Raw genomic sequence first — 26634 nt, 5'->3', positions numbered from 1 at the left:
GATTTTTTTAATTAAATTAAGGTTTAAATTAAAAAAAAATCATAGCTGGAATAAAATAATAAAGTAAGGAATTCTTACCAAGGAATATGCGAGAGATGATAATATTGATGGTAAATAAGACAAACCTTAGCTTACGAAAAAACTGTTTAACTCACAGGCTCAAAAGAAGCCGTTAAGGTGATTATGTTAAAGTTCGTAAGTTAGAGAATTCCATCAGGGCTGAAGCACTTTGTTGTGCTTCAAGTTGAATACATGACTGCATTTGCTTTTTTTCTGTCAAGTATTATTTTTTTTCTTGCATTATTGGGTAGATCCATACATGAGTTAATTTACAACTATAGTACTAAGACTTAGGTAAATTAGAAAGATATTCTCCCTTCCAAAGCTCCTGATAAATAATAGGATCAATGTTCCCACCTGATATAAGCACTAAAACTTTCTTAGGTTTTGACTGTTTCTTTAACCAATTTACTACTCCAACCATATTTAAAGCACATGATGGTTCACAGGCAATTCGTAGCAAATGAACCAACCAAGCGGTCCAATAATATATAGAATGTTCATCAGCAAGAAAGAAATCATCGAGTTTATTTAGATAATTAAATGTACGTGATGAAACTGCTAAAGTACGCAAACCATCTGCTACAGTACTTGGTGAATCAGTAAACCTATATATCGAACCTTGCTTAATCGATAAGAAAGCATCGTTAGCATTAAGCGGCTCTGAACCTATCAGCAAGCTGGATGGAGAGAGTAATTCTTTCGCTAAATATGATCCTGAAAGCAACCCCCCACCTCCACAAGAAGCAAAAATGGCATCTGGACTGAATCCTAGTTGTTGCAATGCTTCATAACACATCGTACCAGCCCCAGCTATACTAGAATCACTATCGGAAGGATGCAAATAGTAAAAATCATTTTCTATGTCACTCTTTGCTTTATCTTCTGCCATTTGTCTAGTTTTAGTTAGTATAACCTCTGCTCCATAATATTTTGCTGTTTGTTGTTTAATTGGAGAGGTATTTTCTGGTAAATAAATTCTTGCATTAAGGTTAAGGGTTTTTGCTACCCAAGCAAGACCAATTCCATGATTACCTGTACTATATGCAACAACTTTATTTGGTAAACAATTTTGTTCTTGTAACTCTAATAAGTGGTTTAATACCCCTCTAACCTTGAATGCTCCGGTTTTTTGTAACGAGTCTATTTTAAAGAAAATTTCATGACCGAGCATTTTATCTAAAATTTCAGATTGAACTATTGGGGTCAAATGAAGATATTGTTTTACCCTATTGCTTGCTATTGATATGATATTGGAAGATTGAGGTGATGAAGGCATATATAAAACTAAATGTAGCTTGAAATCATAGTAAGGCGATATTATATAGTTACTATCCTCTTTAGTATATAAATTTCTTAAGGTTTTTTAATATGACAAATAAAGAAAAATTGCCCCTAATCGCATTAAAAGACATGGTGATCTTTCCCGGTATGGTTGCTCCTGTATTTGTCGGTAGGACTAAGTCTCTAAAAGCCTTATTTGACACTAAAATTATAGATAATAATAGATATATATTATTAGTATTACAAAAACAACAAGATCAAGATACTCCGGATATTCAAGATCTCCATTCTACAGGAGTAATTGCTAAAATTATACAAACAGTAAGGTTACAGAATAATGCCAAAATTCTAGTTGAAGCAATCGATAAGGTTACCCTACATAACATCACTAATAAAGAGATATTTGAAGCTGAATATAGCATACTACATGATGAAGAGGTAATTGATGTAGAATCTTTAAAAGTTTCCACAGCAAATGTTATTGAGTTATTTACAAAATATACTAAGACTCATAAAAAAATTAATCCAGAAATAATAGAAACGATAACTGGTGAAATAGCAAAAAATCCAACAGATTTTAGTTATGTCACTAATGTACTAGCTTCTTATTTGACTGTACCATTAATAATAAAACAAACTTTGTTAGAGGAGACCAAACCTCAATCACGAATTAAAACTATAATAGATACATTAACATCTAGTATGGCTCAAATAGATGCAGAGCAAGCTTTACAATTGCGAGTAAAAAAACAAATTGAGAAAACTCAGCGTGATTATTACTTGCACGAACAAATGAAAGCTATACAAAAAGAACTCGAACATGATAAATCTGATTTCTCTGATATAGAAAAAAAGATTAAAACCTTAAAACTTTCAAAAGAAGCAAAAGAAAAAGCTGAAGCAGAACTGAAAAAGCTAAAGCTTATGAATCAAATGTCAGGTGAATCATCAGTTGTTCGTAATTACCTTGATACATTATTAGCCATGCCATGGGGGAAATTTGATAATAATAAAACTGATATAAATAAAACTAGAGAAATTTTGGATCGTGATCACTTTGGTCTTGAGAAAGTCAAAGAGCGTGTTATTGAATATTTAGCAGTGTTACAACGTTCTAAAAAAATTAAAGGACCTATATTATGCTTAATCGGTCCACCAGGAGTTGGAAAAACCTCATTGGTCAAATCCATTGCTGAAGCGATGGGTAGGAAATATACTAAATTTGCTCTTGGCGGTATTAGAGATGAATCGGAGATTAGGGGACATCGAAAAACATATCTTGGTTCTATGCCAGGAAAAATTATAAATTTAATAAAAAAAGTTAAAACTAATAACCCCGTTATGTTATTAGATGAAATTGATAAAATGGGTTCTGATTTTCGAGGTGATCCAGCTTCTGCATTACTTGAAGTCTTAGACCCTGAACAAAACAGTCATTTCGTTGATCATTATTTAGAAGTAGAATATGATTTATCAGAGGTAATGTTTATTGCAACAGCTAATTCTTATAATCTGCCCAGAGCTCTAATTGATCGTATGGAGATCATTAACATTTCTGGTTATGTTGAAGAAGAAAAATTACAAATTGCCAAAAACTACTTAATACCAAAGCAATTGAAAATGCATGAAATGAAGAAAAATGAACTCACTATTGATGATGGAGCAATTTTAGAATTAATCAGATATTATACCAAAGAATCAGGAGTAAGATCGCTTGAGAGAGAAATTGGCTCTGTTACAAGAAAAGTATTGCAAAGAATTTTGAGTAACAAAAAAATAAAAAACATATCAATATCATCTGCTAATCTTGAAGAATATTTAGGAGTTAGGAAATATAATTTTGGTCTAGCTGAAAAAGAAGATCAAATAGGTAGTACTACGGGACTTGCTTATACAGAAGTTGGCGGAGAATTACTTACCATTGAAGCTTTGTCATTTCATGGCAAAGGAGACATTAAAACTACTGGTAAACTTGGGGATGTAATGAAAGAATCTGCTCAAGCAGCCTATAGCTGTTTTCGCTCTAGAGCTAGTAGTTTTGGATTAAAATACGAAGATTATAAAGATCTTGATATCCATTTGCACGTACCGGCTGGAGCGATTCCAAAAGATGGTCCATCTGCTGGATGTGCAATATTTACCACTATTGTTTCACTTATGACCAAAATACCGGTAAACAGAACTGTAGCAATGACTGGAGAAATCACCCTAAGGGGGGCAGTATTACCAATTGGGGGGCTAAAAGAAAAATTATTAGCTGCCAGCCGAGGTGGTATACAAACGGTGATAATACCTCAAGATAACGTTAAAGACTTAGAAGATATTCCACCGAATATAAAAAAGAGTTTAGAAATTTTATCAGTATCAACTGTAGATGAAGTGCTAAAATTAGCTTTGGTCAATAATAATTTTACAGTTACTAACTAAAAATAGGTATGATTATATAGTCATGTATGGACTTACCCGATAATGCAAGAAAAAAATAATATATAACAGCAAAAAAATCGAATGCAGTCATGTATCCGGCTTATAGTTAATAAATTACCTTAAAATTACCCTATAGCCCTGATGGAATTCGCTGGCTTACAAACTTATACTTATCATTTCATCGACTTCTAACGAGCCATTGACTATTTCAGTTTTCTCGTAAGCTAAGGTTCGTCTTATTTATAGTTAAACCCATAAAATTAGGTGACAAAGAACATAGTAATAATTTCAAATAATTTGCTGGTTTCTGTTACCTTATTTTTAATCCATCGTTTCATATTAGCCCAAAACTTCTCTATGGGATTTAAGTCTGGTGAATATGGCGGTAAAAAAATAAGCTTGCAACCAACTGATTCTATTAATTCCTTTGTTTTCTTTGATTTATGGAAACTAGCATTATCCATCACTACAACTTGTCCTGCTTTTAACTCTTTAATTAAAAACTTCTCAACCCAATTATTAAATAACTCTGTATTGCACGTTCCATTAAAAACAAAAGGAGCTATTGATTGATTGTTTACCAAGCCAGCTATGATATTAGTTCTTTGATAGTGTTTCCCACTCTTCTTTCCAATCAGTAATTCTCCTGTTTTACTCCAGCCTCTATCTTGGCAAATACCTGTATCTATACCGCTTTCATCAATATGCACTATTTGCCCTTTATCATATTTATTGATCTCTTCTAAATATTCAGCTCGTCTGTCTACACTTGACTCCATGTAGGTAAAGGTTTTTTTTTATAACTAAAACCTAGCTGTTTTAATATCCTTCCAGTTTGAGACCTCGCAATTCCAAACTCTTTACCAATATCTTGTAATCTCATATTTGGATTATTTCTTACAAAATTTGCTAACTTTTGCTTATCAACTTTACTTTTAAAACCTACTCTAGCTTTTGCTAATATCGTTCCTTCCTTTCTCTTCCTTACGTTCCAGCGACTAATTGTATTTTTATGTATATCGAATATCTTGGCAGCCGCTCTTTGACTATTACCTTTTTCTATATAACTTATTACTTTTTTTCTTAAATCTTTACTATATGGGCTTGTTGACATTTTTTCTCTTATTTATACCATATAATGTCATCTAATTCAACGGGTTTAACTATACCATCAATATTATCATTCTTTCGCATATTCCGGATTAGAATCTATTAAATTTCTATTTACCTATAATATTCTCTCGTCAACAACTAGTTTGTACCAATTCTTTAGCTACAAACTTTACTCTCGGTATAATCATTGCCTGAACTGAGTACCGCAAACACCACCCTTGCTAGTTTGTTAGCTACTGCAACAGTTGTTTTATTATGCCCATTTCGTTCAGATAAATTAAACATCCACTCGGTAAACTTGCTATAATCTTTTTTAGATTTTTGCTCTTCCGTGGTAAATCTTATTTTACTATTCAGTACTGCTCTTGCTCCTTGAATCAACAAAGTGCGTAAATATATATCACCTCTTTTACTAATGCCAAGCAACTTATCTTTGCCACCACTAGGTTCTGTTGACAAAATTTTATGTTAAGTTATCAGAGTAGAATAAAGAAGTTGCAATAGTAAGAAGAAATGGTAGTTTCTAGTTATCGAAACCAAGAAACTACCGATATGAAGTATTACATAGAAGACCAAGCATGGGAAGCAATTTTATCATTTTTTAAGAAAAAAAAAGCTATACACAACAAGAATGAGGAAAAAATAAGACAATTTATTGAAGCAATATGGTTTATTGCTAGAACAGGTTGTCAATGGCGTCTTCTGCCTGATTATTATGGTTGTTGGTACAGTGTTTATCGCAGATTTAAGAGATGGGTTGACAAAGGTATATGGGAAGCTTTAATGGATCATGTTAAAGTAGATGTAGATATGGAATCAATGATGATTGATGCAACTATTGTAAGAGCACATGCTTGCTCATCTGGATATATTAAAGGTAATCAAGAGGAAGCAGCTTTAGGTAGAAGCAAAGGTGGTTTTAGTACTAAAATTCATGCCCTCGTTGATGCATTGGGTAACCCACTGAAGTTTATACTAACTGCTGGGCAAAGAAATGATATCACTCAGGCTGAAAATCTTACTAAAGATGTTCAGAATACGACGGTGATAGGTGATAAAGGATATGATAGTAGTGCGTTTGTAGAAAGCTTAGAAAATAAGGGGTGCGAGGTTGTTATCCCACCAAAATCTAATCGTAAAGTACAACGTGAATATGATAAACATATTTATAAAGAACGCCATTTAATTGAATGTTTCTTTGGTAAAATCAAACATTTTAGGCGTATATTTTCTAGGTTTGATAAAGCCCCAGCCACCTTTTTAGCCTTTCTAAATTTTGTTGGAGCTTTAATATGGTTACGTTAAAAATTTTGTCAACAGAACCTAGAATGTTGCCTTGGTACTAATCCTAGCCATGCTGATAATTGCCTACCATTTTCAAAACAACTAGCATTACCTATTGACGCTATTAAGGCTGTAGCAGTAATTAACCCTATACCTGGTATCGTCATTAGTTGTTGGTGATTACTATACTGGCTAGCTATAATTTTTAATCTTTGTTCTAATTCTTTTATTTTTTTATCATTCTCTAGAAATTCTTCTTTTAACTCACTAAACGTTCGATAACTTAGCTGGCTTAAACCCTCTTCATCTAAAATTTCAGTTAATTTTGTCATAATCTTATTGATTCCTTGCGGTATAACAAAACCAAATTCATGTAATAATCCCCTGATCTCATTAGCAAGTGCAGTACGATTTTTTACCAATCGTTGCCTTACCCTATGAATAAATAAAATATCTTGTTGCTCTACAGTTTTGATAGGCACAAACCTCATATTAGGTCTTGCTACTGCCTCACATATTGCTTCGCTATCTGCTTGATCATTTTTATTAGTTTTAACATAAGGCTTAACAAATTGTGGAGCTATTAGTTTTACAGTATGACCTAATTTTGTTAATTCTCTTGCCCAATAGCTAGCTCCACCGCAAGCTTCCATGCCTACTAGACACTTTGGTACGTTAGCCATAAAAGTTAGAACCTGCTCTCTCATTAATTTTTTCTTTAATATTGTCTTACCATTTTTATCTACACCGTGAATTTGAAAAATTCTTTTTGCAATATCTATACCAATTGTGGTAACTTCCATATGGGCCTCCTTATTGTTGTTTAGGATTCATTTCCTATCCTAGAAGATTAGCATATGCTTCTCATTCTGTATATAGGGTAGGTCCATACCATTAATTCAAGAGAATTTGGGGCTAGGAACGATGGAGCGACGCCTATAAGTAATAGGCAAGCATTGAGTGACGACGTCACCAACTTCCCATTGACTATAGAAAACTCTCTCAAGAATCAGCAATAACATCATCCTTCTTATTGTCTAGTTTCGAAATAGGTCTATCCCAATTCTTTAAACCATTTGAGTATACATCATGAAAATTATGACAAAGATTTTCAATTGCTTGCTCATAAGCAATAAGTTCTGGTATAGTCCAATTAAACTGGACAAAAATATCATATGCACTATTTATCTCAGTATTAATATCAGCAAATTTCACGTTAGAGAATAATTTTCTTAGTTTTGTTTCCTGTGCCTTTTTATATTCATCATGGTTTGCTGTACCAAATTCTGCTATATTATGCATCTCTCTAGTTCTGATTTGTATTTCTATATTACGTCCATAAATATCAACTACAGCTATGACATGCAACGAACGATAGCCATTATTCTTAGGATTATCAATATAGTTTTTAGACTTCTCTATATTAATAGAATAGATATTATAAATAATATCTAATACTTTATAACAATCTTCCTGTTTATCAACTATAATTCTAAAAGCGACTAAGTCAGTTAATTCTTTCAAGGCAATAGTCTTTCGTAATATCTTCTTTACAATAGAATAAGGGTCTTTTAATCTGTAATATATTTCAGCTACTATGTCATTTTCATACAATTTAGCACTGATAGTACCTATGATATTACGTAAATCGTTAGTATTTGTATCTTGCATAATTGATACTCTAGTAAATCATGTAGTGAATTTGTTAAAAATATTAGATAAACAAACAACTAATTATAACATATCGATTTTATCAAAAAATAATTGGCTTGTCAATAACAGGAGGAGATAACATGCCATTAGACAATATGCCATTTGGCAGCACGTAGTAGCGGAGAATATAAATCTTCATCCATAGGAATCAAGATATTTTTCTCTTCTTCTATTGTGGGAGGTCTATCAAGAAAGTAAATTTTAGGTGCATCTTTAATGATAGCAATAGGAGTTTGTTCATTACCTTCACCCATAACAAAAACTGCTGAAGTCGCCAAAGCATCTAAAATATTCACTTGTGTAACCCTTAATGGACTATTATAAAGATCAGGTTTATCAATATATGAATAAATGGGTATAAAACCACACCAACCAAGAGTGATACCGGTTACACCTCGTCTCATGATTGTTGTATGGCTGTCCGTAATCACAACACCAATCTTTTTAAGATTATGTCTCTTTTTTAAATATTCCCATATCCAAATAACTGTTTTTTGAATATTCTCAGGATACAAAACATATACTCCATGTACGTTTGATTCATCTATACCTGCAGAAGGTATAAGTATACCATTCTTGATAGTTAAATAAAGATCATAAGGATTACGGTCTGTTTCCAACACTAAATCTGCTTCTTGCTTAATCAATAAATTCTTACATATACTATCCTTTGAAACTAAACGTCCTTGTATGATGCTAATTATCTTGGATGTTATAGCAACAATATCTTCATCTACAAGCTCTTGGATATATTGATCTAAAATTTGTTCCAAACAATCATTAACCTCAATCCTGTGAGTTTTTATACCTTTAACAAGCATGACATTCTACCATTTTCATCATCCCATCAAGAAAGAACCATAGTAATTTAGCTCCTTCTTTTGCTCCATAAAAAACTTTCTGCTGATCGTTTTTGTTAAGAGACTTTATCAGACTAACCAACTGTTTTGTATGCCATTTATCAGCTTCTTGATGAACAGAAAAAAATTGCAATGTTTTATTATCTTGAATTCCATAATGCTTTTTTAAACCATCAATCTTAGAAGCAGCAACTTCTGGTGTTTGCCTTTCATAGGCATATAAAGCCCCTAATCCCGTCGGATAATCTGTTCTCACTAGCTCCAAATATCCTTCAACTAGTTTGCAAGTTGAAACTAATTCTGGAAAATTTGGGATTGACTCCCTTGATACACCTATCCCTTCAGCAAAGCGTAACCATAATTCAGGATGATTATCATCACCTTTCTCCTCATCAATCAAATTCTCCAGCAAAATTTGTCTTGCTTGAATCTTATCACAAAGAGCATGGATTTGGCTTATATATCTAGGAAAAGCAGAAACATGATGATAGTATTCTTTTACATAGATTTGTAATATTTCATGTTTCAATAATCCTTCATTCCATAACTTATAAAACGGATGTTTAAGTAAATGAAATACCTCAAGAGATGTATTAAGGTTTGTGCAAAATATCATGATATCTCCTTTATATTTGTAAGCTTACAAATAGTATAATTAGGGTGTTCTTTTAAAATTTTTTCATCCCATCCTTTAAAATATCTTAAATCAATGGATGTATCACCAGAATATAAGTGGTGTATTTTTGTTAGTATAAAATGAGAAATCAGATTATGTTCTAAAAATAAATGAGCAATCTCAGCTCCTCCAATCATAAAAAGTTTCTTTACTAAGTTTAAAGATTGAATATATTTTAGAAACTCATTCAATGAACTTACTATCTTTACATCGTTGGAAATACAATGATGATTACGAGAAAAAACAATAATATCTCTATTATAATCAATTGATGAGAAGTTGGTGACGTCGTCACTCGTCACTCGCCTATTACTTATAGGCGTCGCTCCATCGCTCCTAGCCCCAAATTCTCCTGAATTGACTATAGTTAGAGAAGTTTTTGGTATTATGTTATAAGTCTTTCGTCCCATAATCATAATATGTCCACTAGTTGTAGCTCTAAAATGCTCAAGTTCTTCAGGATAACTCCAAGGTAAAGAGTTTCTATCACCAATAACTCCTTGTTGCGTTGCTGCCATGATACCTATTATCTTCATATGATTACCCTATTGATGAAAGCTTTGATAGGTTGTAAAAAATCGCATATGGTTCCTTACATTATGAACACGCAAAAAATCTACCTTATCTTTTAATGCAAGGGAAGTAGCAATAGTTTCAATGTCCCGATTCTTAGCATCAACTGTAGAAAATGCCTGAATATAGGATTTTCTGGAGTGTCCAACCATAATTTGAACATCTAAGCTCCTGAGTTCTTGAACATATCGTAAAATCTCTATGTTTTGATATGACGATTTTCCAAAGCCGATACCTGGATCAAGGATAATATTTTCTTGAGAAAAGCCGATATTTAAGAGACGCTCAATGGACTGCTTTCCCCATTCTTTTATCAAACTAATAGGTCTATGTTCTAAAGATAGAATTAATTCTTGATTAGGTGGAATACTCAATGAATGCATGAAACATAGTTTACAACCTTTCTCAGCAAGGCTCTTCAGAGTTCTATTATCAAAATCACCTTTGACATCATTAATCCAACTAATCTGATAATTTTCAAGAAGTCGTTTAACAGTAGATGACCAAAAACTATCTATGCTAACTTTAAGCATTCCTTTATTTATTAATGTTGTAATCCCATCTAGAACAGGCTTTAATTTATTATATTCCTCCTCTGGTGTATGAATTACAGCACCTGGTCTTGTAGATTGAGCCCCAATTTCAATAATACTAGCACCATCACTAGCTAATTCTTGAATTTGTTCAATTGCTTTATCTGGATTGTTAAATTGTCCTCCATCTGAAAAGGAATCATTTGTAACGTTAACAACCCCCACAATTGCAGGATTTAGAACAAAGCTTTTAGAAAAAGAATTTGTTAAAGGCATCTTTGTCCAGGGCTGTACTTCCATGAGGGCTAAAAGATGTTGTAAGAATGGTCGAGTACTTAATTCTGGATGCGGTATTGTAAGCTGAGGAGTATTGATCTCAAGTTCATCCCAAAGTAAAATATCTAGATCAATAATACGAGGTGCCCATTTTTCATAAATAGCCAATCGCCCCATATCAGATTCTATCGATTTCATGGTTATAAGTAGTGCATCGGGTGATAAATCCGTCTCTCCCGCAACGATCATGTTTAAGAATGGTTTATTCCAAGATGGAGGGGTATTATCTGGCAAAATCGCTTCGGTTTCAAGTATAATTGAAGATTTAGAATTTCGTAAACAGCTTTGTGTTAATAAATTCACAGCCATATTTAAGTTATTAATACGATTTCCTAAATTAGATCCAATGCTAATATAAATCATTGTCCCCTCCTTTACTACATAAAGCAGAGCAGTAAGTAAAAGCAATATCTCCATGAACATCTTGGATGGGCGGTGACATTTTACGTGTTGTTACACTGACAGATTGAACAATATCACGATATCTAAATAAAGATTTATCAATAGCATGATAAACTTCTATCGTTAAATGTTCTATCAGATTAAACTGTTTAGTTTGGCAAAGAAATTTAATACTTTGAACAAGCTCAAGATAACAAATTGTATCTTCAAGTTTGTCGGTAATTGTGCCTTTTGGTGGGGTTGTAAATTCTAATTCAATATTAAAACTAACTAATTGCGAATGAAATTTTTCTTGATCACTACATCCAAGATGAATCCATATCCGTAAATCTGAGATTATAAGTTTTAAAAAATTCTTATTGAAAATTTACCTCTTATATAAGTTTATAAAAAAGACTTGTCTAAAAATGTACATGAAACACCATATCATAGTAACATATAAAATATGCTAAGTCAATAATTTTTTATGTAACTTCTATTGTGAAAACAACCTTGGTACTATATAGCTATGTAACATTAGACCTTTATCTGTAAGATTAATATGACCTTTATCGCCTAATTCCTGATCCCACTGGAGTAAACCTAGCTTTTTATAGTATGTTGCCTTTTGTATATCCAAAATCTCAAATAATTGTTTACTAGTTCTTTTTTGTATAAGGTCAATATTTATACCTTTTTCAAGACGTAGTCCCATCATCAACATTTCTTCGGTTATTTCTTGCATAGAAAGTTTATTGATATGTTGAACGCCACAGCCGAAGCTCTTAACAGTTTGCAACCATTTTTCTGGCTTATGCCACATCATGATACTATAGAGATTAGATGTAAAATCACTATAGTCAATTGATGAGAAGTTGTGGACGTTGTCACTTGTCGCTCGCCTATTACTTATAGGCGTCGCTCCATCGTTCCTAGCCCCAAATTCTCCTGAATTAACTATATCGTACATATTAACTCTACTATGGCTACCTGGACCTATACCTAAATAATTATTATATTGCCAATATGTCAAATTATGCTTACATTCATGACCTAATATAGCATAATTTGATATTTCATACCTAAAATATCCTTGTGACTTTAAGTATAAATTAGTCCATTCATACTGATCAGCCGCTTGATCTGAGCTTGGTATAGTCAGATTCCCATCGTTAAACAATTTATAAAATAACGTACCTTTTTCGATAACTAGTTGATATAATGAGATATGACCTGAGGCAAGTTGCATAGCATTGGTTAGTTCGTCTTGCCAACTTTTTAGAGTTTGGTTACTTCTTGCATAAATTAGGTCAAAAGATATTCTGGGAAAAATGCGACGAGCTGTTTCAATAGTTTTGATTGCTTGTCCCACATCATGTTGTCGCCCTAAACTCTTTAAGTCATTTTCCACTAAAGACTGAACGCCAATTGATACCCTATTTATTCCAGCTAATCTAAAGTCTTTAAATTTCTCGGTCTCAAATGAAGTAGGATTTGTTTCTAAAGTAATTTCTGTGTACTCATCTATTGTTGCTAGATTTGCTATTTTGCTAATGATTCCTTCAACAACAAATGGCTTCATTAAAGATGGGGTGCCACCACCAAAAAAAATAGATTTTATATATTTATGACCTATAGTATCCTTGAAATGATTCAGTTCCAACTCATAACATTTCAGCCAATCATTATGGTCTACTTTATCTGAAACATGAGAATTAAAGTCACAATACGGACATTTTGATAGACAGAATGGCCAGTGTATATATATCGATAATGGTTCTTTCATGTTTATATAGTCAATTGATGAGAAGTTGGGGACGTCGTCGCTCAATGCTCATAAGCGTCAGTTTAAGAAAATAAAGTAAAAAAGTCGTCATTGCGAGCCACCGTAGGTGGCGTGGCAATCCATAAAAGAGTGGATTGCTTGGTCGACCTTACGGTCTCCTTGCAATGACGACTGATATATCTAAATAGACTTTTAAACAGGTTTTGGCATTTGCTGAAGTATAAAGTTTTTTACTTTCTCAAAAGCGGTGTTTTCAATCTGTCTAATTCTTTCCTTAGAAATTTTATATTCTATACTAAGAATATCGAGGGTTTTTGGGGAATCTGTTAATTTACGCTCAGTGAGAATATGTAATTCACGATCATTTAAGATCTTCATCGCTTGGGTTAACAAGTTATGCTTATTAGCAGAATCTTCTTGGCTAATCAATCTTAGCTCTTGACTTGGGCGAGTTTCTGGTAAAAATTCAATTAATTCGCTACTACTATTATCATCACCATTTACTAAATTGTTCAATGATAAGTCCGGACCAGATAATCTAGCATTCATTTCACTAACTTCATTGGTAGTCACTCCAAGTTCTTGAGCAATTTGAACAAAATCTTGATCTGTGACAGCCCTTGAATATAGGTTGGCAATTTTATGCTTAATTTTACCAAGGCTAAAGAATAATTTTTTTTGTGCTGCTGTAGTACCCATTTTAACCAAAGACCAAGATCTCAAGACATATTCATGGATTGAAGCTTTAACCCACCACAAAGCATAAGTAGACAAACGAAAACCTAAATCAGGATTATATTTCTTTACTGCTTGCATAAGACCTAAATTCCCTTCTGATACAAGCTCATTTAGAGGTAGTCCATAATTTCTATATCTAATGGCAATTTTTGCTACTAATTTCAAGTGGCTAGTTACTAACTTATGTGCAGCTTCTAGATCATTTTGTTCAAGATAGGCTTTAGCAAGTAAAAATTCCTCCTCTTGTGACAGTGATGGAATTTTATTAATTTTTTGCAAATATTGATAAAATCCTGATTCTGCAGAAATTACTGGCACACTGATTTTGTTAGTCATATAATACCTTAAAATAGGTTGTTTTATTAAAACGAGTATATAATATCATAAGTTTAAGATATTTTAAATAGACTTTTCGTAAAAAGTTAAAATTTGATTTTTTACAATAGAGCTAATCCAAATAGAGAGAAATGTTTACAGATTCTAATAGACGTTCCAATAGGAAGTTTGCCTTAGCCTTAGTTAGCTTAGCATTTAGTATGGTTTTTTTAAGCTTTGCATCGATACCAATTTATAATTTATTTTGTAAAGTCACTGGTTATGGTGGCACCACTGTAAAACAGGAATTTAATATATATTCCCCTAAAAAGGGAACTAGAGTGATAACTATAGAATTTGACTCTAATGTTGATAGTAATTTACCTTGGCGATTTATTCCTAAACAAAGAAGGGCTACAGTTATTCCAGGACAAAATACACTAATTTTTTACGAGTCTGAAAATCTAAGCAACGATGATATAATAGGAACTTCCGTTTATAATGTTACACCCAATAAAGCCGGTAAATATTTTGTTAAAATACATTGTTTTTGTTTTGAAGAACAGTTATTAAAAGCAAAAGAGAAAATGTTAATGCCCGTAACATTTTTTATAGACTCTGATTTTGAGGAAGATAAAGAAATGAATGATGTTGAGACAATAACTCTATCTTATAGCTTCTATAAAGTCAGGGTTGTTGAAAAAGATCCAATGAAATTCAAATAATAATTTAAAAAAGTGAAAATTTAGTATATATTTCTACTTTCAATAGATAATTTTAATAAAAAAAGTTAATTATTTTATGACTATAACCATTCATACAGCCGAAGACTTTAAGAAAATGCATATTGCAGGTAAACTTGCTGCGGAAACCTTAGATTTCATTACTAATTATGTAAAACCAGGGGTAAGTACCATTTATTTAAATGATCTTTGCCATGACTTTATTGTATCCAATAATGCAATCCCTGCACCTTTAAACTATAATGGCTTCCCAAAATCAATTTGCACTTCTGTTAACCATGTAGTATGCCATGGTATCCCAAATGATAAACTCCTTAAGAATGGTGATATCATAAACATTGACGTTACCGTAATTGTTGATGGATGGTACGGTGACACTAGTAGAATGTTTTACGTTGGTGATGTAGGAATTAAAGCAAAACGCTTAGTGCAAGTTACTTATGATGCTATGATGATAGGAATTGAACTAGTGAAGCCAGGAGTACATTTAGGAACTATCGGAAATGCTATACAAACTTATGTTGAGAAGCATAATTATTCAGTTGTTAGAAATTATACTGGTCACGGGATAGGGCGTATATTCCATACAAAACCGGATGTTCTACATTACGGGAAAGTTGGCACTGGCTTGGTATTAGAAGAAGGTATGTTTTTTACTATTGAACCAATGGTAAATGCTGGACATCACTCTACCCATCTAAGTAAATTAGACGATTGGACAGTTACCACAAGTGATAAATCATTATCAGCACAATTTGAGCATAGTTTGGGGGTAACCAAAGATGGTTTTGACATTTTTACTTTGTCACCAAAACACTTGACATATCCACCTTATAAAATAGATTTATAATAGAACAATATGAAAGATGATACTCCTCATTATATTGGACATAGACAACGTCTAAGGCAACGTATTGTTATGTCTGCAGAGAATCTTGCGGATTATGAATTACTTGAAATGATATTATTTTCTGTAATACCTAGAAAAGATGTAAAACCATTAGCGAAGGAATTACTAACGCGATTTGGTAGTCTGGCTGATTTAATAAATACAGATAAAGAAAAACTACTTAATATTAAGGGGACTAATGATAATTTATACATAAATTTTGTTACTATGAGTGAATTAACTAATAGAATGCTAAAACAAAAAGTAATAAATCAAAATGTCATTAGCTCTTGGAGCATTCTAATAGATTATCTGAAAGCAACTATGGGTAATATGAAGACAGAACAGTTTCGTATCTTATTTCTAAATAAAAAGAATGTCCTGATTGCTGATGAAGTTTTAAGCCAAGGAACCATAGATCAGGCAACAATATATCCAAGAGAAATAATTAAAAGAGCTTTATTTAATGAAGCTGGTGCAATTATATTAGTACATAACCATCCAAGTGGTGTGAGCAAACCTTCAAATACTGATATAAAACTAACACACAAAATAGTAGAAACTTGTGCTAATGTGAATATATCTGTTCATGACCACGTGATTATCGCAGCTAATGAATATTTCAGTTTTAAATCTAATATGTTGTTATGAGTGATTTTATTAATTATAGTTTTTTATTTTTGTTATCTTTTATAGCAACAAGCTTTTTTACTTGGCTATTGATTTTCAATCTTCCCTCTTTTGGAATGGTGGATATACCGGATCCACGTAGAGTACATAATAGAATTACACCAAGAGGAGGTGGGATTGCTATAGTAATAGTGGTAATAGTTGGTCTTATCTCTTACGAATATTTTACAACAAAAGCACTAATAAATTCGATTAAAATTTTACCTTTATTGCTGATCATTTCTACAATTTCATTTTTAGATGATCTTATCTCCGTTCCCGTATTTATAAGACTAATTATTCATATAATTTGTTCTACAATAAGCATTGTATTATTTTTATCTCCGGCATTATTATTTCATCATGAATTACCATTATATATTGATTTTGTACTATCTATAATATATTTGACTACCTTTTTAAATATCTACAATTTTCTTGATGGGATAGATGGTATTAGTGGTGCCGAATCTATTCATTTATCTATCACTATATTGATACTTTGTTATTTAAAGTATGATACAATAATAAATACAAATTTTATAATTATACTTAACATCATTATATTGGGATGTTCGATAGGTTTCTTGATATTTAACTGGCATCCTGCTAAAATCTTTATAGGGGACGTAGGTAGTATAAGTTTAGGATTCTTACTAGGTTTATGTTTGTTACTTATTTCAGCTTCTAGTATTGATTTGTTTATTGCTTCATCTATTGCTAGTTTATATTACATGACAGATGGAGGGCTAACTATATTAATTAGGCTACTTAATAAGGAGAAGATTTGGCAACCTCATTTAAAGCATTTTTTTCAAAAAGCAGTGAAAAATGGTAAAAGTCATAGGGAAGTAGTGTGTAAAATTATAATATGCAATATATTGCTGATGGTATTATCCATCACTTCTCTGCATTTTCCTTTAGTATCAACTATTTTTGCTGTATTAGTAGTAATGGTTACAATCATTAATTTTGCCCATGAAACCACTCAGCCATGACATCAACATAATTATTAGACGAATCTTTGGCAAACAGCACCCATTGCTTGCAGAAATTATGATTAATTGGAGTAAGATTGTTGGATCAAAATTTAGTAGCAAAACTATTCCTCTAAAAATAGTTAAATCTAAAGAGAAAGGACAGTTAATAAATATTTTACACGTACAAGCAGAAAATTCAAGCATCGCCTTAGAAATATCATACTATCAACAGATAATCATTGAACGTATTTCAGTTTATCTAGGTTTTAAAGCTATACATAGCATAAAAACTACAATATATATACCGTTGAGGAATTAATCATAGTTTTTCCTGCAGAGAATTTTGTTCTAAACGACTCTTAAGCCCTATGAAATCGACTATTTTTGCATCTTGCTCCTGGCAGGCACAAGTAAAAATATATCTATTTTTGTCTGTAATTTTTTGAATACATTGCCCACAAATGCCTTTCATCATACACTGCATAGGAGAATTAATGCTTACTATTAGTTGGGGTTTTTTACCAAAAAAATCATCTTTTTTATCTCTTATAGCTTGCATCATTTCTGAAACACCGGCGGCTATTATCCTATCTATAGCCAAATTCTCCCAGAGAGAACAATACCCCATTATAGCATACAGCAAATTACCCTTAACACTAATATCTTTCGACCGATTTTTTGATAAAATCCCCTCTTCACAACACCAAACTACTATATCAGCTGATTCTTCAATTTTTTCTTGATAAAATCTATCTTGTAAATTTTTATAACCAGCAAAATATATAATTTTACAATTATTATTTTTAAGAGCCTTGGCTATTGAGCATAAAACAGCATTTCCAACCCCTCCTCCAATAAGAACTATATTACTATCTTTCAATATCTCAGTTGGCTTACCATTAGGTCCCATTAGTACTACCTGCTCATTTTTCGATAAATATCTACATAAATTACTTGATTTACCACTTTGCCAAACTATCAAATGAATTAACCCATTTTTTGAATCAACATAAGCTCCAGCAATAGCCAAAGGTTCAATAATTTTTGCAATATCACTAGAATAATTTTGCAAACGGAAAAATTGCCCTGGTTGAAAATTCTTAACAGCAAGAGGAGAATGTATTACAAGCTCTACTATCTTATCAGATAGAATATTAACCTCTTCAATACGACTCGTTAATAGATAATCTAGTTTAGCAAAGAAATCTATATAACTACCAGGAAAAATTGGACTATTTTTGGTAAGTTTTTCTCCTATATTTTTATATCCCTCTTTACTACTTGCTATGGCTTTAACCACACTTCCAGAGTATAAAGGATTACAATCACCAAAATATGTTACATTATAGTCAATTGATGAGAAATTGGGGACGTTGTTACTCGTCGATCGCCTATTAGTTATAGGCGTCGCTCCATCGCTCCTAGCCCCAAATTCTCCTGAATTGACTATATCTTCTAAATGATTATTTACTACCTCTTTATCGATACCTATTGCCATCAGTACAGTTCGTGCCTTAAATTTTTTTCTTACACCTAAATTATCAAACTCTATCGATTGGGTATAGTTGTACTGATCAACATCAATACCTAAAGGTATCATATCCTCAACAAATTTTACCCCATCCCCTATAGCATACATCACTTCCTCAGGGTTTAACTTATAGGCAGGAGAATCTTTTAATTTACCCCTATAACAAATTGTTACTCCGCCTAATTCGTCTAGGATTTGCTTGATAGATTGTCTAGTTTGTGCTTTCTTAAATAATTTTGCATGCAAAATAAATTCTTCAGCTATTAATCTATCCTCATTTGTCCAATGTTGCTCTGTGTGCTTTTTACCATTCTTTACAACTGATAACTGATAGTTCTTTAGAAACTTTTCTACTTGTAATTTATAATAATTTAAGCTTTCAGTTGCTGCATCAATAGCGGTCAATCCACCACCAATAATGATAATAGGCATCCTGATAAGTAAATTAGTGATAGATTGCTCTAAAAAAGCTCCTCCTGATTGCAAGGTCATTAGAAAGTCGGAAGCTGTTCTAACACCTTTTGCAAGAAAATTTCTCATCTCAACGATTTTGGGTTTAGCAGCCCCAGTACACAAGGCAACATGATCAAATCCCAAATGGTATACCTGCTCCATAGTTATATTGCTATCCAGGCTTACACTACCAAAAATCTTAAACCGACTATTTCTTTGTAACATCAGACGTAATATCGTCAAATTATTTTTATCCCATCTTGGAGTAATACCATATTCAGCTACTCCGCCAAAGCCTCCTGGTATTCTCTCTGATAAGTTTTTTTTATAATCAGACCAATATTTAATAGGTTGGTTAACATCAAAAGACAATGGGGTGATTTTTAAACCATCTATGGCTACTACATCATGCCCATCCCGTAATAAATAATGACTTAAACTAAAGCCAGCTGGTCCTTGACCAACTACTAAAACCTTATAATTAGTTGGAAGATTTGGTAAAGGAGCAAAAATGTTAAGCGGATTCCAATTGGTAAGTAATAAATATATTTCTACCCCATAAGGCAGAAGCAGAGTAGTCCCTAAGATATTAGATTCAACAAGAGGAATATCCACAGCTTGTTGCTTTTGATAGATGCAAGCATTGGAACAATCATTACAAATTCTGTGACCAGTAGCAGCTACCATTGGATTATCAATGATAATAATAGCAAGGGCAGCTAGATTAAATCCCTTTGATTTTACATAATTCATCTCAGAGATTTTTTGCTTCAGCGGACATCCTGACTTTGACAGCATACTCTTCTGATTTGAGTATATTGCTGATAATAACCCTTTAGAACATGAGTCTTTTTCTTGTTTATGACAATAGATACAATAATGAGTATTATTTAAAACCACATCTAGATTGGACGTAGAATCTAAATAATCAAATCCTATTCTTGCATTGTTTCTATACTTAGCGACTTTTTCATGGTCTATTAGATTATCTTTATCTATTTTTTGGGGTAGAGAAAATAATTGGCTTTCAACATTATTGTAAACCATAAAAGCCGCATATTTTGCTGCTATATCTAACTCAAAAGCATATTTTTCAGCATCTAATTGCCATTCCATTACTTGATGAGCAAACTTATTTGTAAAATCACTTTTGTCATTCTCATACACTCCTTTGTCATTCCCGCGTAGGCGGGAATCTATATCCCTGCTTTCGCAGGGATGGCACATACCACAAGGATAACATTCTATTCCCAGAAGTTTTTTTAGAGAATTTGACACATTAGTAAAATCAATCTCCTGTAATTTTTCATAAGGATATTTTTTTACCGCGATACGCTGAACAAATTTTCTCTTACATTCATAAATTAGATCAAACTCTTTATGACTAAATCTTATATTGGTTATTTCTTGCTCTATAGCAAATAATTCAGCTAAAAAATCATCTAAAATAGGTGAAATTTCTAATAAAAAATCTGAGTAATATTTCTGATTAACTTGCTCAGGATTGGCTCTTAATGATAAAATAATTTGATAGAGAGAATGATTATGACTACGCAGGAAATTTAAAAAAATGTTATCTAATTTTTTTAGACCTTGTAAATTGTTTAAATCAGCAAAATTTAATCCAAAAGCAAGTGTCATATAGCTGATCCTTTAATGTACTATGAGACTTTAGTTGTAAAATTTGCACTATCTTACAATTATTGATTAAAACATCATACATAATATATGACATTTTTAGCAAAAAACCTATAACTAATATAACTAAAGAAGGTAACAATAACAGCTACAATAATAGACTTGATAATCATGAATGCATCTGGCAGTATTCCTTCTGTTACTAGGAATTGAACTGGTCTTATAACAAGAAAAATAGGATTAATTTCAAAGAGTATCCTTTTTGATTCTGGTACCATAGAATATGGATACACTATTGGTATACTCCAATATACAACACTAAAAATTAGATTTAAAATTTGAGGAACATCTCGTATATATGGGGTTAAAAATGCAAAGGCAATAGAGCTACTACATACAGAAATAATTAACGGTAAGACAAGAATTGGCACAAAAAATATATTTACACTAAGTCTTTCAGGATATAAGATGATAAAAGCTATATACATAGCTGCAAATGAATAAACTAGAGTATAAACTTGTGCCAAACTATCCGATATAGGAAAGATAGTTCTAGAAATTATGATCTTTTTTATAATTCCACTACGACTAATTAATGAATTTGATGATATATTTAAGCTAGTAGTAATAAAAGTCCATAATGGTATAGCTCCAACTAAATTCATAATCATTGTTTCTCTTGGTTGTTTAAGTAAAAATCCAACAAAATATGAAATAGTTATTATATAGACAAAAGGCTGAACTAAACCCCATAATGAACCCAAGAAAGAATCTTTATTTTGACGAGATATAGAAGCTTGGGTTAATAATATTACTGCCAACCAGTATTTTTTGGAAAAAAAATACTTTAACATTAGTAATTCCCACTATTATAAATTTCTAATATTTCACTTGGATTGCCATCCACGATAATACTACCTTCCTTTAATAATATACATCTATTACAATTATCCCTAATAATATTTTCCTGATGACTTACTAATATTAGAATTGGTATATTTTGTAACTTATTCTTCATAAAATTAGTAGATTTTTCAACAAAATAACTATCACCAGTAGCAAAAATTTCATCTAGCAAAAGAATATCTGCATCTTGAAAAACCGATACAGAGAAAGCTAATCTTGATAACATACCAGAACTATAATTTTTTACTGGTAAATCTATCTTACTACCTAGTTCAGAAAAAATTATAATCTCTTGTTCTAATTCTTTACTGTATCTACTTAACATATTATTATAAAGCATAAGCATTTTAATGTTTTCTCTGCCAGTTTGTTCTAACTCAAATCCTATGCCAGTCTCAATGATAGCGGCAAAATCACCATGAACTTTAACTGTTCCAAATTTTAATGGATAAATTCCAGCAATTACCTTAAGCAAAGAACTTTTTCCAGAACCATTACTACCAATAAAGGCAATTCTTTCACCTGTTTTACAGGAAAAATTTATATTATTTAAGATAGGAATTGACGAAGGAAAAATACTACCACCTTTAATAAGAAAACGCCTTAAGCTTTCTACTCTTTGTTGATTGTTGATTCCTTCAACAAAACCATCAACTATTTCTATAGATACTAGTTTAGACGTCATATGCTAAAAACATGATTTACATTTTTATTGAAGAATCAATCCATTCTTCAATAGCATTTTTAGGAAATAATCCAGTCTTAGTAGCTAATTGTTTGCCATCTTTGAATAGAATCATCGTAGGTATAGCACGGATACCTAAACTTGAAGGTATATTAGGATTTTGCTCTATATCCATTTTAACAATTTTTACCTTTCCTACCAATTCCTTACTCAATTCTTCAATAATAGGAGTCAACATTTTGCATGGTCCACACCATTCAGCCCAAAAATCAACTAATACAGGATCAGTAGATTGTAAAACTTCTTTATCAAAAGAATCATCTGTTATATTACTTGTCATAGTCCCTTAATTATTAATTATCATATATTAGCTATAGAACTTATTCAAATTCAAAATTTATTTTAACAAATTATATGGATTAAAACTCCCATTGTAAATGACTGCTTTAAATTTGCTTAAAAATATTATAATCTATTTTTTAAAAACAGACTTATTACGATCATAATAAAGTTTCATAATCACAGAAGCAGTTTCTTCTACAGATCTTCTTGAAACATCAATTACCGACCATCCTTGTTGTTCACAAATTTGTTTTACTTGCATACATTCTTCCTGGACTACTTTAAAATTAGTATAGCTAGTATTATCACTTATCTGTAAAGAATGCATTCTAGTTTCTCTTATTTCAATCAATCTAGCTGGATCAATAACTAAACCAATTATAAGTTGTTTTGTTACATTTCCTAAAATATCTAAAAATGGATAACCATGTATATAAGGTATATTTGCCGTTTTAAATCCATTATATGCTAAATATACAGAAGTAGGTGTTTTTGACGTTCTAGAAGGACCAACCAGAATAATATCAGCTTCGTCTAATTCACTAGTCATCTGACCATCATCATGTCTAAATGTATAATCAATAGCATGAATTTTATCAAAATAACTTTCATCAAATTCATAATCATAAACTAAACTTCCTTCTGTTTCTACACCTAAAAAAGCTGAAATTTCTTTTACAATTCTACCTACGACAGAAATACAAGGAATTTTCAAATCATAACAAAATTTAGTTAAATTTCTTCTTATTTCATAATCTAAAATAGTGTATAATACCAAGCCTGGCTTCATTTTAATTTTTCTCAAAACCTCATTCAACAATTCTACATTTCTTAACATTGGCCAATGATATAATTTTGACTCAATTTTACTAAATTGTGACAAAGCAGTATGAGCTGCATGCTTAACTGCTTGTACTGAAGAGTCTGAAACCAAGTGAATAACTAGCTTGTTCATAACTTATTAGTATTTGTGGATAATTTTTTATTCATACTTTAATATCTATATTAAAATTAACCAGTAATTAGGTATATATATCATGTATCAAGAGGTTAATAACCTATAAAATACAAAGAATAACTTTGTGGATAATTTTGTGTGTAAAATGCTAGATATCCAATATCCATCACGTTTCCTAACTTTAAACACATAAATTACTATAATTATCCACTTAAAAAATAATTATATAAATAATGTGAGTAATAATTACAATCAATATATTATACTAAGTAATTTAACAATAAAAAATGTGTATAACTACGTGTATATATAATATATCTACATATAAACAATCTCTACAACAACTAAAAAAATACTATATAACTATATAGATTAATATGGACTATATTTATGAACCAGATATTACAAACTTTTAAGAAAAATAATAATTATACTCCAATTTGGCTAATGCGTCAGGCTGGTAGATATTTACCTGAATACCAAAAAATAAGAAAAACTGTTAGTGATTTCCTAAATTTATGTTATGATGTTAATAAGGCTGTAGAAGTTACCTTACAACCCATAAGAAGATATAATTTTGATGCAGCTATAGTTTTTTCTGATATTCTTGTTTTACCTGATGCACTAGGCTGGGATGTTAAATTTGAAGAAAATATAGGACCAATATTACGTAAATTTCAATCAAAAGAAGATTTTAAATATCTTAAAGAAAATTCTAGTGAAAAATTAAATGTAGTTTATGAGATAATAAATAAAATTAAAGCAAATTTGCCAACTGATACTGTACTAATAGGCTTTGCCGGTAGTCCATGGACGGTAATGACTTATATGCTTGAAGGAAGAGGTAAACAAAATTTTGAGACAAGTAAAAGATTTATTTATGAAAATAATAATTTAGCACAAGAACTTCTAGACTTTATCACTGAGAAGACTATTATCCACTTAATAGGACAAGTAAGAGCTGGAGCGGACTTAGTACAATTATTCGATTCATGGGCAGGGATATTAGAAGAGACAGAATATGACCAGTTTGTTATACAACCAACAAAAAAAATAGTAATAGCTTTAAAAGAACAATTTCCTTACTTACCGATTATAGGTTTTCCAAGAGGTTCTGGGCTTTTATATGAAAAATATATTAATAATACTGGTGTAGATGTTATTGGGGTGGATCAATTTGTACCGGTTAGTTCTATGAAATTATGGAGCGAAAAAATTATTGTACAAGGTAATCTAGATCCTTTTATATTACTTACTAATCAAGAGATTATTGAGGAAAAAGTTAGTAAAATAATTTTAAATTTTAAAAAAAATAACTTTATATTTAATCTTGGACATGGTATATTACCAAATACACCAGTTGAAAATGTTGAGTTTTTAGTTAATTATGTCAGAAAATTTAGATATTAAAATCTCTCAAAAAAAAGTAGCTATTGTACTTTTTAATCTTGGTGGACCAGAGAGTTTAAGCTCAGTTAAGCAGTTCTTATTTAATTTATTTTATGACAGAGCGATTATTAATCTACCAAATCCTCTAAGATTTATTATTGCTAAAATAATATCAATTACCAGAAATAAAAAATCTCAAAAAATATACTCTCTAATAGGTAATAAGTCACCTATTTTACAGGAAACAGAATCTCAGAAAGATGCCATTATAGAAAAGTTAAAAAATACTATAAATGATGATTTTAGAGTTTTTATAGCAATGCGTCATTTTTCTCCTAATTCTGAAGAAGCCGTAAGAAGAATAAATGAATATAATCCTTCAGAAATAATATTATTACCATTATATCCACATTTTTCTAGCACTACTACTGGGTCTTCGATTAAAGATTTTGTATCTTCTTTCCAAAAAAATATACATTCAAATTTAGATATACCAATTAAAACTATTTGTTGTTATCCCATTGATGATCAATTTATTAAATCTCACTTACTGTTAATAAAAAAATCATTAAAAAAGTTAAAAAACAAAGGTATTTTTCGCATATTATTTTCAGCTCATGGATTGCCTACAAAAATAATAAAAGCAGGTGATCCTTATCAATGGCAAATTGAAAAAACTGTAGAAAATATAGTGTCTAATCTTAACATAGATAATTTAGATTATAAAATAACTTATCAAAGCCGTGTTGGTCCGGTGGAATGGTTAAAACCTAACACAGAGGATGAAATTGAAATAGCTGGTAAAGAAAATAAACCTCTTATAATAGTTCCAATAGCATTTGTATCAGAGCATGTTGAAACATTAGTAGAATTAGATATTGAATATAGAAAAATAGCTGACAAATATGGGATAGAATATATTAGAACTCCCACTGTGGGGGTAAATGAATTATTTATTAATAGTCTAACTAAGATGATATCAAATTTAATTGATTGTGGAGAAGAAACGAAAAACTTGATATGTAGTTCAATTAACAGGAAAATATGTCCTGGTAATTTTACTATGTGTCCTTGTATAGTCATGTATGAACCTACCCGATAATGCAAGAAAAAAATAATATATAACAGCAAAAAAATCGAATGCAGTCATGTATTCGGCTTATAGTTAATAAATTACCTTAAATTTACCCTATAGCCCTGATGGAATTCGCTGGCTTACAAACTTATACTTATCATTTCATCGACTTCTAAAGAGCCATTGACTATTTCAGTTTTCTCGTAAGCTAAGGTTCGTCTTATTTACCATCAATATTATCATTCTTTCGCATATTCCGGATTAGAATCTATTAAATTTCTATTTACCTATAATATT

Annotated in this window: 24 protein-coding genes and 3 pseudogenes; 9 read left to right on the top strand and 18 right to left on the bottom strand. The window is 31.3% G+C overall.

Annotated elements, in window-relative coordinates:
• Window positions 1-343: 343 nt before the first annotated feature.
• Complete coding sequence (locus ACQH1V_RS04590) at window positions 344-1339, bottom strand: serine/threonine dehydratase (protein ID WP_094649641.1); 996 nt, start codon at window positions 1337-1339, stop codon at window positions 344-346.
• A 92-nt stretch (window positions 1340-1431) separates the two neighbouring features.
• Between ACQH1V_RS04590 and lon the strand changes: the two genes are divergently transcribed.
• A complete protein-coding gene (lon, locus tag ACQH1V_RS04585) occupies window positions 1432-3771 on the top strand; it encodes an endopeptidase La (RefSeq protein WP_425360022.1) in 2340 nt (779 codons plus the stop codon).
• Window positions 3772-4031: 260 nt separating this feature from the next.
• Here the strand turns inward: lon and ACQH1V_RS04580 are convergent, their stop codons facing one another.
• The 3 genes and pseudogenes from ACQH1V_RS04580 to ACQH1V_RS04570 all read right to left on the bottom strand — a co-directional run.
• Window positions 4032-4550: an IS630 family transposase gene (locus ACQH1V_RS04580; protein ID WP_425360021.1), complete on the bottom strand. Its 519-nt coding sequence runs from the start codon at window positions 4548-4550 to the stop codon at window positions 4032-4034.
• On the bottom strand, window positions 4535-4885 hold the full coding sequence (locus tag ACQH1V_RS04575) for an IS630 transposase-related protein (RefSeq protein ID WP_425360020.1): 351 nt from the start codon (window positions 4883-4885) through the stop codon (window positions 4535-4537). Before ACQH1V_RS04575 ends, ACQH1V_RS04580 begins: the two co-directional genes overlap by 16 nt.
• Window positions 4886-5040: 155 nt before the next feature.
• Window positions 5041-5328 (bottom strand): annotated as a pseudogene (locus ACQH1V_RS04570) (transposase); the annotation flags it as partial.
• 108 nt (window positions 5329-5436) lie between these two features.
• On the opposite strand from ACQH1V_RS04570, the gene ACQH1V_RS04565 reads away from it, so the two are divergent.
• Window positions 5437-6189 carry an IS5 family transposase gene (locus ACQH1V_RS04565; RefSeq protein ID WP_425360879.1) on the top strand — a complete coding sequence of 251 codons (753 nt, stop codon included), beginning with the start codon at window positions 5437-5439 and terminating at the stop codon, window positions 6187-6189.
• A 20-nt stretch (window positions 6190-6209) separates the two neighbouring features.
• Here ACQH1V_RS04565 and ACQH1V_RS04560 read toward each other — a convergent pair.
• The 9 genes and pseudogenes from ACQH1V_RS04560 to rpoH form a co-directional block, all read right to left on the bottom strand.
• Window positions 6210-6971: pseudogene (locus tag ACQH1V_RS04560) on the bottom strand (IS110 family transposase); the annotation flags it as partial.
• Window positions 6972-7170: 199 nt separating this feature from the next.
• Window positions 7171-7839: a bifunctional (p)ppGpp synthetase/guanosine-3',5'-bis(diphosphate) 3'-pyrophosphohydrolase gene (locus ACQH1V_RS04555; protein WP_425360019.1), complete on the bottom strand. Its 669-nt coding sequence runs from the start codon at window positions 7837-7839 to the stop codon at window positions 7171-7173.
• Window positions 7840-7967: 128 nt separating this feature from the next.
• The gene (locus ACQH1V_RS04550; RefSeq protein WP_425360018.1) at window positions 7968-8702 is read right to left on the bottom strand and encodes a coenzyme F420-0:L-glutamate ligase; all 735 of its coding nucleotides are present in this window, start codon (window positions 8700-8702) and stop codon (window positions 7968-7970) included.
• The gene (locus tag ACQH1V_RS04545; RefSeq protein WP_425360017.1) at window positions 8692-9357 is read right to left on the bottom strand and encodes a CADD family putative folate metabolism protein; all 666 of its coding nucleotides are present in this window, start codon (window positions 9355-9357) and stop codon (window positions 8692-8694) included. The genes ACQH1V_RS04550 and ACQH1V_RS04545 overlap by 11 nt, the downstream gene beginning before the upstream one ends.
• Window positions 9354-9953, bottom strand: a complete 600-nt coding sequence (locus ACQH1V_RS04540; RefSeq protein ID WP_094649758.1) for a dihydrofolate reductase — start codon at window positions 9951-9953, stop codon at window positions 9354-9356. The genes ACQH1V_RS04545 and ACQH1V_RS04540 overlap by 4 nt, the downstream gene beginning before the upstream one ends.
• Window positions 9954-9962: 9 nt before the next feature.
• Complete coding sequence (gene folP / locus ACQH1V_RS04535) at window positions 9963-11222, bottom strand: dihydropteroate synthase (protein ID WP_425360016.1); 1260 nt, start codon at window positions 11220-11222, stop codon at window positions 9963-9965.
• 100 nt (window positions 11223-11322) lie between these two features.
• Window positions 11323-11577: pseudogene (locus tag ACQH1V_RS04530) on the bottom strand (dihydroneopterin aldolase); the annotation flags it as partial.
• Window positions 11578-11736: 159 nt separating this feature from the next.
• Window positions 11737-13026: a radical SAM family heme chaperone HemW gene (gene hemW, locus ACQH1V_RS04525; protein WP_425360878.1), complete on the bottom strand. Its 1290-nt coding sequence runs from the start codon at window positions 13024-13026 to the stop codon at window positions 11737-11739.
• Window positions 13027-13218: 192 nt separating this feature from the next.
• Window positions 13219-14100: an RNA polymerase sigma factor RpoH gene (gene rpoH, locus ACQH1V_RS04520; protein WP_425360015.1), complete on the bottom strand. Its 882-nt coding sequence runs from the start codon at window positions 14098-14100 to the stop codon at window positions 13219-13221.
• A gap of 131 nt (window positions 14101-14231) precedes the next feature.
• Here rpoH and ACQH1V_RS04515 point away from each other — a divergent pair, with 131 nt between their 5' ends.
• The 5 genes from ACQH1V_RS04515 to ACQH1V_RS04495 all read left to right on the top strand — a co-directional run bounded on the left by ACQH1V_RS04515 (window position 14232) and on the right by ACQH1V_RS04495 (window position 17679).
• The gene (locus tag ACQH1V_RS04515; RefSeq protein WP_094649145.1) at window positions 14232-14804 is read left to right on the top strand and encodes a cytochrome c oxidase assembly protein; all 573 of its coding nucleotides are present in this window, start codon (window positions 14232-14234) and stop codon (window positions 14802-14804) included.
• Window positions 14805-14880: 76 nt separating this feature from the next.
• Window positions 14881-15672, top strand: coding sequence for a type I methionyl aminopeptidase (gene map / locus ACQH1V_RS04510; protein WP_341749368.1), 792 nt, complete (start codon window positions 14881-14883; stop codon window positions 15670-15672).
• 9 nt (window positions 15673-15681) lie between these two features.
• Window positions 15682-16362, top strand: a complete 681-nt coding sequence (gene radC / locus ACQH1V_RS04505; RefSeq protein ID WP_425360014.1) for a RadC family protein — start codon at window positions 15682-15684, stop codon at window positions 16360-16362.
• Window positions 16359-17378, top strand: a complete 1020-nt coding sequence (locus ACQH1V_RS04500) for a UDP-phosphate alpha-N-acetylglucosaminyltransferase (RefSeq protein WP_425360013.1) — start codon at window positions 16359-16361, stop codon at window positions 17376-17378. Before radC ends, ACQH1V_RS04500 begins: the two co-directional genes overlap by 4 nt.
• Window positions 17359-17679 carry a DciA family protein gene (locus ACQH1V_RS04495; RefSeq protein WP_425360012.1) on the top strand — a complete coding sequence of 107 codons (321 nt, stop codon included), beginning with the start codon at window positions 17359-17361 and terminating at the stop codon, window positions 17677-17679. Before ACQH1V_RS04500 ends, ACQH1V_RS04495 begins: the two co-directional genes overlap by 20 nt.
• On the opposite strand, the gene ACQH1V_RS04490 is transcribed toward ACQH1V_RS04495, so the two are convergent.
• The 5 genes from ACQH1V_RS04490 to ACQH1V_RS04470 form a co-directional block, all read right to left on the bottom strand.
• Window positions 17680-20985: a palindromic element RPE2 domain-containing protein gene (locus ACQH1V_RS04490; RefSeq protein ID WP_425360011.1), complete on the bottom strand. Its 3306-nt coding sequence runs from the start codon at window positions 20983-20985 to the stop codon at window positions 17680-17682.
• A 74-nt stretch (window positions 20986-21059) separates the two neighbouring features.
• Entirely contained in the window at window positions 21060-21836 is a 777-nt protein-coding gene (locus ACQH1V_RS04485; protein WP_341749373.1) for an ABC transporter permease, read from the bottom strand.
• Window positions 21836-22573, bottom strand: a complete 738-nt coding sequence (locus tag ACQH1V_RS04480) for an ABC transporter ATP-binding protein (protein ID WP_425360010.1) — start codon at window positions 22571-22573, stop codon at window positions 21836-21838. Before ACQH1V_RS04480 ends, ACQH1V_RS04485 begins: the two co-directional genes overlap by 1 nt.
• 16 nt (window positions 22574-22589) lie before the next feature.
• Window positions 22590-22913 carry a thioredoxin gene (gene trxA / locus ACQH1V_RS04475; RefSeq protein WP_425360009.1) on the bottom strand — a complete coding sequence of 108 codons (324 nt, stop codon included), beginning with the start codon at window positions 22911-22913 and terminating at the stop codon, window positions 22590-22592.
• Window positions 22914-23045: 132 nt separating this feature from the next.
• Window positions 23046-23870: a pyruvate, water dikinase regulatory protein gene (locus ACQH1V_RS04470; protein WP_425360008.1), complete on the bottom strand. Its 825-nt coding sequence runs from the start codon at window positions 23868-23870 to the stop codon at window positions 23046-23048.
• 393 nt (window positions 23871-24263) lie between these two features.
• On the opposite strand from ACQH1V_RS04470, the gene hemE reads away from it, so the two are divergent.
• Both hemE and hemH read left to right on the top strand, forming a co-directional pair.
• The gene (gene hemE / locus ACQH1V_RS04465) at window positions 24264-25283 is read left to right on the top strand and encodes a uroporphyrinogen decarboxylase (protein ID WP_425360007.1); all 1020 of its coding nucleotides are present in this window, start codon (window positions 24264-24266) and stop codon (window positions 25281-25283) included.
• On the top strand, window positions 25261-26364 hold the full coding sequence (gene hemH / locus ACQH1V_RS04460; RefSeq protein ID WP_425360006.1) for a ferrochelatase: 1104 nt from the start codon (window positions 25261-25263) through the stop codon (window positions 26362-26364). Before hemE ends, hemH begins: the two co-directional genes overlap by 23 nt.
• The last annotated feature ends 270 nt before the right edge of the window (window positions 26365-26634 follow it).

The sequence above is a fragment of the Candidatus Tisiphia endosymbiont of Ceraclea dissimilis genome (assembly GCF_964030735.1).
Classification (GTDB): Bacteria; Pseudomonadota; Alphaproteobacteria; order Rickettsiales; family Rickettsiaceae; genus Tisiphia.
Note: the sequence above shows the minus strand (reverse complement) of the source record. Positions and strands in the feature narration are given on the sequence as shown.

Coding starts and splice junctions, on each gene's coding strand:
- hemH (WP_425360006.1), top strand. CDS start 25,261: ATGTCAGAAAATTTAGATATTAAAATCTCTCAAAAAAAAGTAGCTATT.
- ACQH1V_RS04545 (WP_425360017.1), bottom strand. CDS start 9,357: ATGATATTTTGCACAAACCTTAATACATCTCTTGAGGTATTTCATTTA.
- ACQH1V_RS04470 (WP_425360008.1), bottom strand. CDS start 23,870: ATGAACAAGCTAGTTATTCACTTGGTTTCAGACTCTTCAGTACAAGCA.
- ACQH1V_RS04550 (WP_425360018.1), bottom strand. CDS start 8,702: ATGCTTGTTAAAGGTATAAAAACTCACAGGATTGAGGTTAATGATTGT.
- hemE (WP_425360007.1), top strand. CDS start 24,264: ATGAACCAGATATTACAAACTTTTAAGAAAAATAATAATTATACTCCA.
- ACQH1V_RS04485 (WP_341749373.1), bottom strand. CDS start 21,836: ATGTTAAAGTATTTTTTTTCCAAAAAATACTGGTTGGCAGTAATATTA.
- ACQH1V_RS04480 (WP_425360010.1), bottom strand. CDS start 22,573: ATGACGTCTAAACTAGTATCTATAGAAATAGTTGATGGTTTTGTTGAA.
- ACQH1V_RS04490 (WP_425360011.1), bottom strand. CDS start 20,985: ATGACACTTGCTTTTGGATTAAATTTTGCTGATTTAAACAATTTACAA.
- ACQH1V_RS04565 (WP_425360879.1), top strand. CDS start 5,437: ATGAAGTATTACATAGAAGACCAAGCATGGGAAGCAATTTTATCATTT.
- ACQH1V_RS04495 (WP_425360012.1), top strand. CDS start 17,359: ATGAAACCACTCAGCCATGACATCAACATAATTATTAGACGAATCTTT.
- ACQH1V_RS04590 (WP_094649641.1), bottom strand. CDS start 1,339: ATGCCTTCATCACCTCAATCTTCCAATATCATATCAATAGCAAGCAAT.
- ACQH1V_RS04500 (WP_425360013.1), top strand. CDS start 16,359: ATGAGTGATTTTATTAATTATAGTTTTTTATTTTTGTTATCTTTTATA.
- ACQH1V_RS04515 (WP_094649145.1), top strand. CDS start 14,232: ATGTTTACAGATTCTAATAGACGTTCCAATAGGAAGTTTGCCTTAGCC.
- radC (WP_425360014.1), top strand. CDS start 15,682: ATGAAAGATGATACTCCTCATTATATTGGACATAGACAACGTCTAAGG.
- ACQH1V_RS04580 (WP_425360021.1), bottom strand. CDS start 4,550: ATGGAGTCAAGTGTAGACAGACGAGCTGAATATTTAGAAGAGATCAAT.
- ACQH1V_RS04555 (WP_425360019.1), bottom strand. CDS start 7,839: ATGCAAGATACAAATACTAACGATTTACGTAATATCATAGGTACTATC.
- lon (WP_425360022.1), top strand. CDS start 1,432: ATGACAAATAAAGAAAAATTGCCCCTAATCGCATTAAAAGACATGGTG.
- trxA (WP_425360009.1), bottom strand. CDS start 22,913: ATGACAAGTAATATAACAGATGATTCTTTTGATAAAGAAGTTTTACAA.
- ACQH1V_RS04540 (WP_094649758.1), bottom strand. CDS start 9,953: ATGAAGATAATAGGTATCATGGCAGCAACGCAACAAGGAGTTATTGGT.
- hemW (WP_425360878.1), bottom strand. CDS start 13,026: ATGAAAGAACCATTATCGATATATATACACTGGCCATTCTGTCTATCA.
- ACQH1V_RS04575 (WP_425360020.1), bottom strand. CDS start 4,885: ATGTCAACAAGCCCATATAGTAAAGATTTAAGAAAAAAAGTAATAAGT.
- map (WP_341749368.1), top strand. CDS start 14,881: ATGACTATAACCATTCATACAGCCGAAGACTTTAAGAAAATGCATATT.
- folP (WP_425360016.1), bottom strand. CDS start 11,222: ATGATTTATATTAGCATTGGATCTAATTTAGGAAATCGTATTAATAAC.
- rpoH (WP_425360015.1), bottom strand. CDS start 14,100: ATGACTAACAAAATCAGTGTGCCAGTAATTTCTGCAGAATCAGGATTT.